Below are 14,058 nucleotides of genomic sequence, written 5' to 3' on the forward strand. Positions count from 1 at the left end.
TCTAAGCCGTGGGTCGCAGGTTCGAATCCTGCAGGGCGCGCCATTTAACCTCTCAAAATTACGTTAATCCGTAAGCTTCTGCGGCGGCGACGTTGCGCCATCCGCAGTACGTGACGCTAATATGCAAATAACTAATTGCGTTTAATCTGTTTATGGTGCTCCTCAGCCTGGATCTCGTGGGCGAAAGAATGGGCATTATTCATCGATTGATGGATGACCATTGCTTTTTCATAGTCGTCCATTTCAGAAAAGGGTGTCGCATGTTCCACAGCGGTCGGGGCGCTGGCTTTCTGTGTCTGAGCCATTTGCTGATGCGCGAAGGCGTCACCGTTATTCATCATCTCATGCGCCGTGGCGGATAATTGGCGGGATTCCATTTTCTCTGCGGCTTTTACGCCAGCTGAAATAAAAAAACGACAGCTAAAAGGGATGTAAACTTATTCATCTTATTTCTCCGGTGTGGGTTAATAAGAGAAATAATAAAACAGTCGTTGGGTCTGGCGCGTGACAGGATAATGACGATTATATCAGATTATTTTGCTGGCTAGTGATAGCGCCTTTCACTATCGCTACAGTTCAACGGAGGTGTTTGGGTAATGTCAAAATAAAACGAGTAGCGCGCGTATCGGAGGTGACAGAAACTTTTCCCTGATGCGCAATGACGATGGATTTTACAATTGCCAGGCCTATACCGCTGCCTTCCCCTTTACGCTGGCGGGAGGGATCAACGCGATAAAAACGATCGAAAAGGCGCGGCAAATGTTCCGGCGCGATTGGCGTACCGGGGTTTTCAACAATAATATGTATCTGGTCGTCCGCTTCTTTTATCCTAAGAGTAATGGTTTTACCCGGCGGCGTATAGCGCATCGTATTAGAGAGTAAATTACTGATCGCTCTGCGTAGCATGATGGGATCGCCGGTGATTCAGCAGGCGCGGCCTTCAAAGTGCAAGCTCCCAACACCTTTTCGGCAGAAAAGCTCAATGAGGCGCTCTACCACGGGGCGGTGCTCCGGGTGTGGCCAAAAGCCATGACGGTAGCGGTGATTATCGCCGGTCTGCTACCTGTTTTATGGGGGACCGGCGCGGGTTCTGAGGTGATGAGCCGTATTACCGCGCCGCTGCTGTCGCTGTTTATCATTCCGGTAGCCTACAAGCTGATGTGGCTGCGCAGGCATCGTCGCCTTGCGGCATAACGTGTGTCGCCCGCCTGCGGCGTCAAACTGCAGGCGGGTTCAGCGTACGTTTATCGTCCGAGCGCGCTGACCCGTTTGCGGTACTCGCCTGGTGTACAACCGAATTCACGGACAAAAGCTTTGTGAAAAGAAGATTCGCTCGCATAACCTACCGACTCGGCAATCACCATCACCGGCAGCGCTTCACGCGACAGGGTCTGGGCGGCGATTTGCAGGCGCAGCGTTGTTAACACGGCTAAGGGCGTCGTTGCGGACACGTCGCGAAATAGCTGGGCGAAGCTCGCCCGCGACATGTGTACCCGTTGCGCCAGCGTTTCGACCGTCCAGGGATGCGCCGGTGTTTCCAGCATGTGAAGGATCACGCGGCCCAGCCGGGGATGCAGCAATAAATTGAGCACGCTTTTCGCCGTGCCAGCCTGCGATAGCCAGTCGCGAACGGCGAGGGTAAACAGCGTGGCGCACTGCTGACTGTATAAGACATCAGCGCCAGGCAAATGGCGTTCTGACTCCTGCTGTAACAGCAAAATGGCGGCGTTAATCCAGATACTGGCGGGGCTATGCGGCGGCGGGGCAAGACATAACACTTCCGGCAACGCGGTAAGGAAATAACGTGACGTCGTGTGCAGACGTAGACTACCGCACACGATATGTGTCGGTGCTTCGCCAGACTGGCGCAAACGGTGGGCGGAGTTTTGCGGCAGAATCACCACCTTTCCCGGCGTAAGCGTCATGGCGTCGCCGGTAGGCATTTCCAGTTGCGCTTCGCCCTGCGTAACGGTATGCCAGCGAATCACCGATAGCTCGCCAGCGGCGTGCGGCAACTGCCAGTCGCCGCCTAACGGGCAATTCTTGTCGATTGAGCCCTGAGGGGCGTTAAGCGTCAATAGCCGACTAAGCGCATCCATATAGACTCCAGAACAGATTCTTTTTCAAAAATAGGGATAACCATTTCTGTCTCTGATCACTATATTTCGGACTCAATGTCATTTCTACCCTTGTTTTTGCTAACCGCCAATTTAGACGATAAGACAAAAAATGACGCGTTGCGGATAACCCTGTCTTTTTTGACGTTATTTATACTTGTCCTGACAAACAGATGGTGATTTGGCGGAGAAAGAAGATGACACAGTATCAGGCGCTCATTATTGGTTTTGGCAAGGCAGGAAAAACGTTGGCGGCAACTCTGGCGAAGACGGGATGGCGCGTGGCGATTATCGAACAGTCCGCCAGTATGTTCGGCGGAACCTGCATCAACATTGGCTGTATTCCAACGAAAACGCTGGTGCATGACGCGGAACGTGAGGGCGATTTTTCTGTCGCCATGCAACGCAAAGCGGCGGTCGTAAATTTTTTACGCGACAAAAATTTTCATAATCTTGCCGACCTGGACAATGTCGATGTGATTGAGGGAAGGGCGGAGTTTATTAATAACCATACCTTACGGGTATTTCAGGCGGACGGCGAGCGGGTGTTACGGGGAGAAAAGATCTTCATTAATACTGGCGCAGAGTCGGTGATCCCGGCTATTACGGGCTTAACAACGACGGCAGGGGTGTTCGATAGCACCGGGCTACTCAGCCTGAGCCAGCGTCCGGCGCGGCTGGGGATTTTAGGCGGCGGTTATATTGGCCTTGAATTTGCCTCAATGTTTGCCAACTTCGGTACGAAGGTCACTATCTTTGAAGCAGCGCCGCAATTCCTGCCTCGTGAAGATCGGGATATCGCGCAGGCAATTACCCGTATTTTACAGGAAAAGGGCGTCGAGCTGATTTTAAACGCCAACGTACAGGCTGTATCCTCAAAGGAGGGCGCGGTACAAGTTGAAACGACGGAAGGCGCGCATCTTGTGGATGCCCTGCTGGTGGCGTCGGGGCGAAAACCGGCGACGGCTGGCTTACAGTTGCAGAACGCCGGCGTGGCGGTGAACGAACGCGGCGGGATCATCGTGGATGATTACCTGCGTACCACGGCGGACAATATCTGGGCGATGGGCGACGTTACCGGTGGGTTGCAGTTTACCTATATTTCACTGGATGATTTTCGTATTGTACGCGACGGGTTATTGGGAGATGGCAAACGCAGTACCCGCGATCGCCAGAACGTCCCGTATTCCGTCTTTATGACGCCGCCGCTCTCTCGTGTCGGGCTGACAGAAGAACAAGCGCGGGCAAGCGGCGCAACGGTGCAGGTGGTGACATTACCGGTGGCGGCGATCCCTCGCGCCCGTGTTATGAACGATACTCGTGGCGTACTAAAAGCGGTAGTGGACGTGAATACGCAGCGTATTGTAGGGGTGTCATTGTTATGCGTCGATTCTCATGAAATGATTAATATCGTTAAAACCGTTATGGATGCAGATTTACCTTATACGGTGTTACGCGACCAGATATTTACCCATCCTACAATGAGTGAGTCTTTAAACGATCTCTTCTCTCTCATTAAATAAAACATAAATAACGTAGCCCTGTTAATCAGGGCTTTTTTTGGCCTGTCAGGCTATAAAAATACGCCAGGACAAATATGCTGGCGTCTGAAAGAAAAGGCTTTAGTCAGGCATAACGTATTATAACACCATTGAAATAACCCACGACTGGAAATCTCGATGTTAAAAGTTACCACGCTTATTGCTTCATTATTGGCTGCGCCGCTGGCGTTTTCCGCCTCCGCCCAGCCGCTAACTGACGTTGAATATATCAGCGTTTCTGCGGTGGCAGCAACGCCGTCAATGCTTGAAGACGCTATTGCCAGACTGGCGCAAAGTAAACAGGCCTCGTCATGGAAAATTACGTCAATGCGTATTGATAATACGGGTTACGCCACTGCGATATTATATAAATAAGGAGAGCCTGAGATGGATAAATATCTTCGTCTGTTAAGTCAGGGGGATCGGCTGGGATTAACATTAATTCGCCTGAGTATCGCCATCGTTTTTATCTGGATTGGACTACTAAAATTTGTGCCCTATGAGGCAGACAGTATTACCCCGTTTGTAGCGAACAGCCCGTTTATGTCTTTTTTCTATGAACATCCGGAAGAATATCGTCAGCATCTGACTCATGAGGGCGAACTAAAACCGGAGGAACGCGCCTGGCAAACGGCCAATAATACGTATGCGTTTTCGGATGGTCTGGGCGTGGTGGAATTGATTATCGCGGCGCTGGTACTGGCTAACCCTGTCAGCCGCTGGTTAGGGCTGGCAGGCGGCGTGCTGGCATTCCTGACGCCATTTGTCACGCTGTCGTTTTTAATCACCACGCCGGAGGCCTGGGTTATGCCGCTGGGCGATGCGCATTATGGTTTTCCGTATTTATCGGGCGCCGGGCGGCTGGTATTAAAAGATACGTTAATGCTGGCAGGTGCGGTGATGATCATGGCGGACTCCGCCCGTTCGTTACTTTTACAGCGACAGTAGCGACCCTCTTACCCTCTTTATGCCGCGATTCGTCGGGTGGCGCTTGCGCCATCCGACAATGTGTTGATGAATGATGGACTACCCTGACAGAAGTTCCTGTTCCACCTGTTGAACCTGCGCCTCCAGCGTATTGCGAATTTCGGTTAGCGCCCGTTCCTGCTCGGAGAAATAGGCTTCCTTATCCGCAACGGAAGAGGCGAGCCGCCAGGCGTTTTCCGTTTCCAGTTGCGTTATCTCTTTCAACAGCGCGTCGATTTGCGTGCGGAGCTGGCGTATTTTATGGCGCAGATGTTCCAGGTTATTTAGCCTGTCGCTTGCCATCATCGGTTCCAGACCGCTTTGCAGCTGCGTCAATAACGCGCGAATTGCCGCCAGATCGGCATTCTGCCGCGCCTGATTAAGCTGTACCATCATCTGGTGCGCTTTTTCTTTCAATTCATCGGCGACCACATCCGGGTGACACAGGCGGCTGGCCTGACGCCACAAACGTTTTAATTCACTGCGTTCGTCTGCCGACAAACGTTGATCGCGGGCGTAGCGGAATTGCGCTTCCTGCTGCTGCTCCCGGTACTGGTGATAGTCCTGTTCCGCATTTTCCTGCGCCTGGCGGAATGCGCTGTCGTCCTGATGGGAAAAATCCGCTTCCAGCTCGCGAATTTCCGCCAGCAACGCGGTAATTAATTCCGTCTGCTGCTGGATTCGCTGACGGATGCCCACCGCTTCGCGCGAGGCGGCATTCAATCCTGTCCACTGCTGTTTTAGCGTTGCCAGTTGATCCACGGCCTGGGAAATAAATTGCAGGCAGGATTGATAATCCTTTTCCCGGCGTTTTATTTCGGCTTCTTGCTTACGCTGCATACTCACCGCGAGCTGTTTACGCAACTCCAGAATACGGCTCATCAACGGCCCGAGGCGCAGATGATAGAGGTCGTTGAAATCGTCGAGGATTTGTACCCGCGCATTTCGTTTGTCAATCAGATCGCGAAGTTGGGCTTCAAGCGCTTTCAGCTCCAGTTTACTGGCGGCAATAGAGGGATCTTGCCACGTCGAGAGCGCCCGTTGAGCCTGTAGCCAGGCGGCGATCTCTTGCATGGCGTCACTGAATCGACGAGCTTCAATCGCCTGGGCAATGGCGCTGATTATGGCATCCTGCGGCTCATTTTTCAGGTAGATGAGCTGCTGACGGATAATCTCTTCGTCCTCAAGTTCAATGGCGCTTTTGATGATCTCTAAACGTTTGATGATCTTATTCATGACGTTGATGCCTGGCGTGGCTCAAAAACGGATAACAGATACCAGGTCTGATTCACCTTTTTGAAAATACTGAAAAAATACTAAATGTATTCTGTAGGGTGTCGTACTTTTCGTCCAGAGTTATTCACATATTTTATACTCGGCGTCTGTCACCCGTAACGTTCTATATCGGCGCGCACTCTTTTCTTTTTACTCCCCGCGACATCTTTTTTTACACGATAACGTTAACGTCCGGAGTTGAGCCTTGACAAACGATTGCGCCTTGCGGCAGCGAGAGCGAAATGTTAAAAGGTGCCCCTCAATAAAAACGATACAGGGGTAGGACGTGAAAAACGCGTCAACTGCATCCGGCGCCAGCGTGTCGGATGCCGCGTCGAAGAATGAACCGACGCTTCAACGGGGGTTGCAAAACCGCCATATTCAGCTAATCGCCCTGGGCGGCGCCATTGGCACCGGACTGTTTCTGGGCATCGGCCCGGCGATTCAAATGGCGGGGCCGGCTGTTTTGTTGGGCTATGGCGTTGCCGGGATTATCGCTTTTCTCATTATGCGCCAGTTGGGTGAAATGGTCGTGGAAGAGCCGGTTTCCGGATCGTTTGCCCACTTCGCCTGGAAATATTGGGGGCCGTTTGCGGGCTTTTTGTCGGGCTGGAACTATTGGGTCATGTTTGTGCTGGTCGGGATGGCGGAGCTGACCGCGGCGGGCATCTATATGCAGTACTGGCTGCCTGACGTACCAACATGGGTATGGGCGGCGGTGTTTTTTATTATCATTAATGCCGTAAATCTGGTGAACGTTCGTCTGTATGGCGAAACGGAATTCTGGTTCGCGCTGATTAAAGTGCTGGCGATTATCGGCATGATAGGTTTTGGTCTGTGGCTGCTGTTCTCCGGCCACGGCGGCGAACATGCCAGTATTGATAACCTCTGGCGTTATAACGGTTTCTTCGCTACCGGTTGGCATGGTTTGCTTCTGTCGCTGGCGGTGATTATGTTTTCTTTTGGCGGACTGGAGCTGATCGGCATTACTGCGGCGGAAGCGCGCGATCCGCAAAAAAGCATCCCGAAAGCGGTGAATCAGGTGGTATACCGTATTTTGCTGTTCTACATCGGTTCGCTGGTGGTGTTGCTGGCGCTCTATCCGTGGGTAGAGGTGAAATCCAATAGCAGCCCTTTTGTGATGATCTTCCATAACCTGGACAGTAATGTGGTGGCTTCGGCGCTGAATTTCGTTATTCTGGTCGCGTCGCTTTCGGTATATAACAGCGGCGTTTATTCGAATAGCCGAATGCTGTTCGGCCTGTCCGTACAAGGCAACGCGCCGAAATTTTTAACCCGCGTCAGCCATCGCGGCGTGCCGGTGAACTCGCTGATACTTTCCGGAGCGATTACCTCGCTGGTGGTGCTGATCAACTATCTGTTGCCGCAAAAAGCGTTTAGCTTGTTGATGGCGCTGGTTGTCGCGACGCTATTGCTAAACTGGATAATGATCTGTCTCGCGCATTTACGTTTTCGCGCGGCGATGCGTCGTAAAGGGCGCGAGACGCAATTTAAGGCGCTGTTCTATCCCGCCGGAAACTATTTGTGCATTGCGTTTCTGGCGCTGATTCTGGTGTTAATGTGTACGATGGACGATATGCGATTGTCGGCGATTTTGCTGCCGGTATGGATTGTATTTCTGTTTATCGCGTTTACCGTTTTGCGCCGTAAGGCTCATTAACTTTTTTGCCCGATCCCATGCTCATGCGATCGGGCAATCCATTAATGCCGCAATGTCCCTGACAGCGCGCGAATATCGCTGCCGGTCGGCGTTTGATGAATACGCAAGCCGAACTCTTCCACCACGGCAAAAATATGGTCGAAAATATCGGCCTGAATGCTCTCATATTCCAGCCACACGACGGTATTGGTAAAGGCGTAGATCTCTATCGGCAAACCATGATCGTCAGGCGCCAGTTGGCGTACCATCAGCGTCATATCTTTACGGATGCGCGGATGGTGGCGTAAATATTCGTTCAGATAGGCGCGAAATGTCCCGATATTGGTCATTCGGCGGTGATTTAAGGCTGATTCCGGCGCATCCAGCTGTTTATTCCATTCATCGATTTCCTGATGACGGCTGGTAAGGTACGGCTTTAACAGTTGCGCGGTTAACAGCCGCTGTTTTTCATCATCATCCAGAAAATGGATACTGGTCGCGTCAATATTAATGCTGCGTTTAATCCGGCGTCCGCCGGACGCAGACATGCCGCTCCAGTTTTTGAATGAGTCGGAAACCAGCGACCAGGTGGGAATGGTGGTGATGGTATTATCCCAGTTGCGTACTTTTACCGTGGTTAAGCCAATATCAATGACCGCGCCATCTGCGCCATATTTTGGCATCTCCAGCCAGTCGCCCAGTTTGAGCATATCGTTGGCGGAAAGCTGGATACCGGCAACCAGGCCAAGAATCGGGTCTTTAAAGACCAGCATTAATACCGCGGCCATCGCGCCCAGCCCGCTGATTAAAATTGCTGGTGACTGGCCAATCAGCAGTGAGATCATCAGAATGCCGACGATAATTGCGCCGATGAGCTTAATGCCCTGAAATATTCCTTTTAGCGGCAACTGAGAGGCGGCGGGCCATTTTTGCGATAGATTGAAAATCACGTCCAGCAGAGAAAATAACGACAGCAGGGCGTAGGTCATAATCCATAACTGCGCGCAGGTCGTCAGGATATCCGCAGCCTCACTGCCTTTTTGTAGCCAGAGCGCGGCCTGAATATTGACAATGATGCCTTGCAGCGTAAAAGCCAGACGATGGAATAATTTATTCTGGGTAATAATTTGCAGCCACAGGCGGGAACTGGCGTTGGCACGTTTTTCGAAAGCGCGCAGTACTATCCAGTGCAAAATAATATGCACGACAACTGCTGTCAGAAAAATAATACCAAATATCACCACCAGCGACGTGGTGTGATTCATTTCAATTCCCGCTAAATCTTCTACCTGGGATATCAATTCCTGCATAATCTCTCCTTTATAAACAGCAGCCTATGATGACTGCTGAATGGCATTTATGCAAATCAGGACGCCTGCGCTTCAGGCATAATCAGCAACAGACGGGTAAAAGCGCCACTGGGGTTATCCATACGCTATATTTTATCCAGCGCCCTATAAACGTCGTTATTTTACGCGGTTCCCTCTTTTTGAACAGGCGCCAGTACGTCAACAATGAATGAAAACTTTTTAACCAGAATGTTTAAAACGATTGCAATATCTCTGTCGGATAATGATTAGCACCGTCGTACCTATCAACAATAACATTAAGGAACATCGGATGACCCAAAAGCGTACCCTGCTAAAATACGGCATACTCTCGCTGGCGCTGGCCGCGCCATTATCTGCCTGTGCGTTTGATTCTCTTACGGTAATTGGCGATAGCCTTAGCGATACCGGGAATAACGGTCGCTGGACCTGGGATAGTGGTCAAAATAAGCTCTACGACGAACAGTTGGCCGAACGATATGGGCTGGAATTAAGCCCTTCCAGCAATGGCGGCTCTAATTATGCCGCCGGCGGCGCGACGGCGACCCCGGAATTAAACCCGCAGGATAATACCGCCGATCAGGTACGGCAGTGGCTTGCCAAAACGGGGGGAAAAGCCGACCACAACGGTTTGTATATTCACTGGGTCGGCGGAAACGATCTGGCGGCGGCCATCGCGCAACCAACCATGGCACAGCAAATAGCCGGTAATAGCGCCACTAGCGCGGCGGCGCAGGTAGGGCTGTTACTGGATGCCGGCGCCGGGCTGGTCGTGGTGCCAAACGTACCGGATATTAGTGCGACGCCAATGCTTCTGGAGGCGGTAATCACCGCCGGGCTGGGCGCAGCGGCGCCCCCGGCGCTAAAAGCGGCGTTAGAGGCGCTGGCGGAGGGAGCTACGCCCGATTTCGCCAGTCGGCAACAGGCGATCCGCAAGGCGTTGCTGGCGGCGGCTGCAACGGTAAGCAGCGATCCGTTTGTTCAGCAACTGCTCGTTGAGCAACTGCTGGCGGGCTATGAAACGGCGGCAGGGCAGGCGTCAGATCTGACCGATTATTATAATCAGATGGAAGAGAAGGGGCTGGAGCAACACGGCGGCAATATAGCCCGTGCCGATATCAACGGCCTCTTTAAGGAAATTCTTGCCAACCCGCAGGCGTTTGGTCTGACAAATACCGTAGGCATGGCCTGCCCGCCGGGCGTATCCGCTTCGGCGTGCTCCTCGGCAATGCCTGGATTTAATGCGTCGCAGGACTATCTGTTTGCCGATCATTTACATCCCGGTCCGCAGGTCCATACCATTATTGCGCAATATATCCAGTCGATCATTGCCGCGCCGGTACAGGCGACATACCTGAACCAAAGCGTTCAGTCGATGGCGCAAGGCAGTCGTACCACGCTTGACAGCCGTTATCAGCAGCTTCGCCAGGGGGAAAATCCTGTTGGTTCACTGGGCATGTTCGGCGGATACAGCGGGGGATATCAACGTTATGATAATAATGAGGCCGACGGGAACGGTAATCATAATAATCTGACGGTTGGCGTCGATTATCAGCTTAACGAGCAGGTTCTGCTGGGAGGGCTGATAGCCGGTTCTCTGGATAAGCAACATCCTGACGATAATTATCGTTATGACGCCCGCGGTTTTCAGGCCGCCGTATTCAGCCATTTACGCGCCGGTCAGGCGTGGCTGGATAGCGATTTACACTACCTGTCCGCTAAATTCAGTAACATTCAGCGCAGTATCACGCTCGGTGCGCTAAGACGGGTGGAAGAGGGCGAAACCAACGGGCAGCTGTGGGGCGCGAGGTTAACCAGCGGTTATGATTTTGTCATGATGCCGTGGTTAACGACCGGACCGATGCTGCAATATGCATGGGATTACAGCCACGTTAATGGCTATAGCGAGAAGCTCAATACCAGTACATCAATGCGTTTTGGCGACCAAAACGCCCATTCGCAGGTGGGTAGCGCTGGCTGGCGTCTGGATCTCCGCCACAGCATCATTCACTCCTGGGCGCAGATTAATTATCGCCGTCAGTTTGGCGATGATACGTATGTGGCGAACGGCGGCCTTAAATCGACCGCGCTGACGTTTAGCCGCGACGGAAAAGCGCAGGATAAAAACTGGGTTGATATCGCGATTGGCGCAGATTTTCCGCTGTCGGCAACGGTGTCCGCTTTCGCCGGGCTGTCGCAAACGGCAGGGTTAAGCGATGGCAATCAAACCCGTTATAACGTTGGGTTTAGCGCCCGATTTTGATGACACGCCAGGGAGGGCCAACCCCGTGGTGACAATATCGCCATCGTAGGCGCAAACCGGTGTCACGCCGTTTTCTCCTTCATCCAGATAGGGGGTATCCAGATATGGCAAACGGCGTACCAGTTTTAAATATTATTTATTTTCAATAGGTTGAAAGAGAAAGTTAACACTAGCGATGTAAAACCTGGCACTTCGCGCTATTGATCATTGGGGAACCTGGCAGAAAGGTGAAAAAAGCCGGACGGGCGTCCGGCTTAGGCAGGGGATTAGACTTCCGTCAGTGTGGTTTCAAGCGGCAGACGTGATTTCGGCAGCCCGGCGTTGAAATCCTCGACGCTATGATGGCCGACCGGCACCACGACCAGACTGGTATAGCCTTTTTCTTTCAGACCAAATTCAGCGTCGAGCACCTCGGCGTCGAAACCTTCAATGGGGACGGCGTCGAGACCCATCGCGGCGACGCCCAGCAGAAAGTTGCCGACGTTCAGATAGACCTGTTTCGCCATCCACTGGTGGTCATCTTTCAGCGAGACGCGGTGCATATCGGCGAAAAAGCGGCGACCTTTATCATTTGCCGCTTTAGCTTCCGTCGTAGCGAAACGGCCATCGGCTTCTTCCTGATCGACGACGCGCTCAAGCCATGCGTCATCCATTGCGGTTTTTGCGCAGAAGACCACCACATGGGAGGCGTCTAACATTTTACGTTCGTTAAACACATAATTGGCGGCGGCGGATTTTGCGACACGCGCTTTGCCCTCTTCCGTACTGGCGACAATAAAGTGCCACGGCTGGGAATTGGTGCTGGAGGGGCTGTACTGTAGTAGTGTTTTTATTTTATCCGCTTCTTCGGCGGTCAGTTTTTTGCTGGGATCGAACGCCTTAGTGGAGTAGCGCTGTAAGGCGACAGAAACGATATCCATAAATGCTCCTGGTTGGTTTAGTACCCTTTTGTATCAGCAGGGTACCGGGTTATCGGTAAAAAGATAAGGGAGGAAAATGCGGAAACGGTTATTGCATCAGCGTGGTCGCAGGCGCAGTTGCTCTCTTTTAGGCAGCCCGTCTACAACCAGATTCCATGAGTCATTTATCAAATCGTTGAGTAGCGAGACGGTGATATCCTCGCCCGCATAGACTGAAATCCAGTGTTTCTTATTCATGTGATAGCCAGGCGCAATGCTGGGGTAAATTTGTTGATTTACCAGGGATTTTTGGGGATCCGATTTCAGGTTCACCACTGGACGGCAGTGATGTTCAGTGAAAAGCATGAATATTTTGCCGCCGACTTTAAACACATCGTACTGTGGGCCGAAAGGCCAGCAGTGTTCGGTAAAAGGCAGTTCCAGCGCAAAGCGTTTTGCCCAGGCGTGCAGTGTTTGACCGTCCATTATTGCTCCTCGCGAGTCAGCGCGCGCCACATGGCTTCGAATCCCAGCGCAATATATTCGCCAGCGCGAGCGGGATCGCGCGCGGCGAAATCCATTGTTGTTTCAGCCAGCGCCAGAAAAAGGCCGTCGCCGAAGGCGCGGTACTCATCCGACATAAACACCATCAAAACGGAACGATGACATAAATCGCGCAATTCGGGGAACATATCGTCGGCCCGTTGTTCCGTCTCTTTGGTGAGTTTTTCGCTGACGGCCAGTTGACGGATCGCCCGATGGCGCGCGGGATGGTTCAGACCCCAACTGATGTAACTGTTCCAGATAAAACGAGTCATCATTTTGGCATCGGTAATGGATCGATCCAGCTCCATTATCATTGACTGGCAGAGATCCTGCTTTAAATGCAAATACAACGTGTTAATCAGCTCATCTTTGGTCGCGAAATAGCGAAACAATGTTCCTTCTGCAACACCTGCGTTACGCGCAATCACCGCCGTTGAGGCGGCGATACCGGATTGCGCTATCGCCTGGGTTGCCGCTTCCAGTAATGCTTGTTTTTTGTCTTCACTCTTCGGACGAGCCACTACACGTTACCCTTATGTCTGGAAAAACATGATTGAATCATGCCCGTTGTCGCGTCGCAACGGTGAATGTCAACCTTTGAAAAGTACCTTGACGGCGTATCTTTGCTTTCTATAATGAGTGCTTACTCACTCATAATCAAGGGCTGCCGCATGAAGTGGTAGAAAAGCATATTGCAGGCCATGCGATAAGCCGTCTCACAATTTGTGTGGTTATTACTATGCTTATTGCTGTTGCCGTAAATGTGCGGTGCGGGAGCCGCTGACGAGTTTGATAGAGGGGAGAGCACGATGACCATTTCCGCTCAGGTTATCGACACGATTGTCGAGTGGATTGATGATAATTTGAATCAGCCGTTACGTATTGATGATATTGCCCGTCATGCGGGGTATTCCAAGTGGCACCTGCAGCGCCTTTTTATGCAGTACAAAGGGGAGAGTCTGGGGCGCTACGTGCGTGAACGGAAGCTAAAACTGGCGGCGCGCGACCTGCGCGACACCGACCAGAAGGTGTATGATATTTGTCTCAAGTATGGTTTTGATTCGCAGCAAACCTTTACGCGCATTTTTACCCGCACGTTCAACCTGCCGCCAGGCGCTTATCGTAAAGAAAAGCATGGCCGTACGCATTGAAATGTTTAATCGGCCAGCGAAAACCAGCGCCGCCAGATAAAGCGAATAACATAATATTCCAGCGCGCCGAGCAACAGAAACCATAAACAAAACAACAAAGTATAAAGCTGGTTGAGATCCATAAGATGAAAGATCCCGACCAGTTTTTGCGCCAGCGCAAGGCCGAGCGAAGGGGCGGGCAGCAGCAGGCTGGAGAGCAACGCCATCAGCAAAATACCGGCAGCGGTCATCAATGATTCAAGCGGGTGTTTCATGGCTTTGTTAAACGTAAGTTAAAACGCCATTGTCCGGGATATCGCCTGGTAAGGCAAA

General features: G+C 51.9%; 14 protein-coding genes and 2 pseudogenes. 7 read left to right on the forward strand and 9 right to left on the reverse strand.

Annotated elements, in window-relative coordinates:
- Positions 1–131 precede the first annotated feature (131 nt).
- Both ACLD4F_RS12305 and ACLD4F_RS12310 read right to left on the reverse strand, forming a co-directional pair.
- On the reverse strand, positions 132–341 hold the full coding sequence (locus ACLD4F_RS12305) for a hypothetical protein (RefSeq protein ID WP_350387553.1): 210 nt from the start codon (positions 339–341) through the stop codon (positions 132–134).
- Between the two features lie 235 nt (positions 342–576).
- Positions 577–951: pseudogene (locus tag ACLD4F_RS12310) on the reverse strand (ATP-binding protein); the annotation flags it as partial.
- A gap of 3 nt (positions 952–954) precedes the next feature.
- Here ACLD4F_RS12310 and ACLD4F_RS12315 point away from each other — a divergent pair.
- Positions 955–1,194, forward strand: a pseudogene (locus tag ACLD4F_RS12315) (hypothetical protein); the annotation flags it as partial.
- Between the two features lie 50 nt (positions 1,195–1,244).
- On the opposite strand, the gene rclR reads toward ACLD4F_RS12315, so the two are convergent.
- Entirely contained in the window at positions 1,245–2,099 is an 855-nt protein-coding gene (rclR, locus tag ACLD4F_RS12320) for a reactive chlorine-specific transcriptional regulator RclR (protein ID WP_000339619.1), read from the reverse strand.
- A gap of 215 nt (positions 2,100–2,314) precedes the next feature.
- On the opposite strand from rclR, the gene rclA reads away from it, so the two are divergent.
- From rclA to rclC, 3 genes are all read left to right on the forward strand, one after another.
- Positions 2,315–3,640 carry a reactive chlorine resistance oxidoreductase RclA gene (rclA, locus tag ACLD4F_RS12325; protein WP_023993242.1) on the forward strand — a complete coding sequence of 442 codons (1,326 nt, stop codon included), beginning with the start codon at positions 2,315–2,317 and terminating at the stop codon, positions 3,638–3,640.
- A 156-nt stretch (positions 3,641–3,796) separates the two neighbouring features.
- On the forward strand, positions 3,797–4,033 hold the full coding sequence (gene rclB, locus ACLD4F_RS12330) for a reactive chlorine resistance periplasmic protein RclB (protein ID WP_000922168.1): 237 nt from the start codon (positions 3,797–3,799) through the stop codon (positions 4,031–4,033).
- 12 nt (positions 4,034–4,045) lie between these two features.
- Positions 4,046–4,606: a reactive chlorine resistance membrane protein RclC gene (gene rclC / locus ACLD4F_RS12335; RefSeq protein ID WP_000362177.1), complete on the forward strand. Its 561-nt coding sequence runs from the start codon at positions 4,046–4,048 to the stop codon at positions 4,604–4,606.
- Positions 4,607–4,684: 78 nt separating this feature from the next.
- On the opposite strand, the gene ACLD4F_RS12340 is transcribed toward rclC, so the two are convergent.
- Positions 4,685–5,860, reverse strand: a complete 1,176-nt coding sequence (locus ACLD4F_RS12340; protein WP_411010865.1) for a DNA repair protein — start codon at positions 5,858–5,860, stop codon at positions 4,685–4,687.
- A gap of 325 nt (positions 5,861–6,185) precedes the next feature.
- On the opposite strand from ACLD4F_RS12340, the gene pheP reads away from it, so the two are divergent.
- The gene (gene pheP, locus ACLD4F_RS12345; protein ID WP_000786291.1) at positions 6,186–7,580 is read left to right on the forward strand and encodes a phenylalanine transporter; all 1,395 of its coding nucleotides are present in this window, start codon (positions 6,186–6,188) and stop codon (positions 7,578–7,580) included.
- Between the two features lie 41 nt (positions 7,581–7,621).
- On the opposite strand, the gene ACLD4F_RS12350 is transcribed toward pheP, so the two are convergent.
- On the reverse strand, positions 7,622–8,869 hold the full coding sequence (locus ACLD4F_RS12350; RefSeq protein ID WP_001156965.1) for a mechanosensitive ion channel family protein: 1,248 nt from the start codon (positions 8,867–8,869) through the stop codon (positions 7,622–7,624).
- A 310-nt stretch (positions 8,870–9,179) separates the two neighbouring features.
- Here ACLD4F_RS12350 and ACLD4F_RS12355 point away from each other — a divergent pair, with 310 nt between their 5' ends.
- Complete coding sequence (locus ACLD4F_RS12355; RefSeq protein WP_079944468.1) at positions 9,180–11,150, forward strand: autotransporter outer membrane beta-barrel domain-containing protein; 1,971 nt, start codon at positions 9,180–9,182, stop codon at positions 11,148–11,150.
- 266 nt (positions 11,151–11,416) lie between these two features.
- Here the strand turns inward: ACLD4F_RS12355 and nfsB are convergent, their stop codons facing one another.
- The 3 genes from nfsB to ACLD4F_RS12370 all read right to left on the reverse strand — a co-directional run bounded on the left by nfsB (position 11,417) and on the right by ACLD4F_RS12370 (position 13,116).
- The gene (gene nfsB / locus ACLD4F_RS12360; protein WP_079944465.1) at positions 11,417–12,070 is read right to left on the reverse strand and encodes an oxygen-insensitive NAD(P)H nitroreductase; all 654 of its coding nucleotides are present in this window, start codon (positions 12,068–12,070) and stop codon (positions 11,417–11,419) included.
- 96 nt (positions 12,071–12,166) lie between these two features.
- Positions 12,167–12,535, reverse strand: a complete 369-nt coding sequence (locus ACLD4F_RS12365) for an MmcQ/YjbR family DNA-binding protein (protein WP_000348999.1) — start codon at positions 12,533–12,535, stop codon at positions 12,167–12,169.
- The gene (locus tag ACLD4F_RS12370) at positions 12,535–13,116 is read right to left on the reverse strand and encodes a TetR/AcrR family transcriptional regulator (RefSeq protein WP_000113609.1); all 582 of its coding nucleotides are present in this window, start codon (positions 13,114–13,116) and stop codon (positions 12,535–12,537) included. Before ACLD4F_RS12370 ends, ACLD4F_RS12365 begins: the two co-directional genes overlap by 1 nt.
- Positions 13,117–13,404: 288 nt before the next feature.
- Here ACLD4F_RS12370 and ACLD4F_RS12375 point away from each other — a divergent pair, with 288 nt between their 5' ends.
- Entirely contained in the window at positions 13,405–13,746 is a 342-nt protein-coding gene (locus ACLD4F_RS12375; protein WP_000155633.1) for a RamA family antibiotic efflux transcriptional regulator, read from the forward strand.
- A 5-nt stretch (positions 13,747–13,751) separates the two neighbouring features.
- Here the strand turns inward: ACLD4F_RS12375 and ACLD4F_RS12380 are convergent, their stop codons facing one another.
- Positions 13,752–14,000, reverse strand: coding sequence for a DUF1158 family protein (locus ACLD4F_RS12380; RefSeq protein WP_000682497.1), 249 nt, complete (start codon positions 13,998–14,000; stop codon positions 13,752–13,754).
- Positions 14,001–14,058: the final 58 nt, after the last annotated feature.

The organism is Salmonella sp. 741265050_HSA (genome assembly GCF_046569445.1).
Taxonomy (GTDB): Bacteria; Pseudomonadota; Gammaproteobacteria; order Enterobacterales; family Enterobacteriaceae; genus Salmonella; species Salmonella enterica.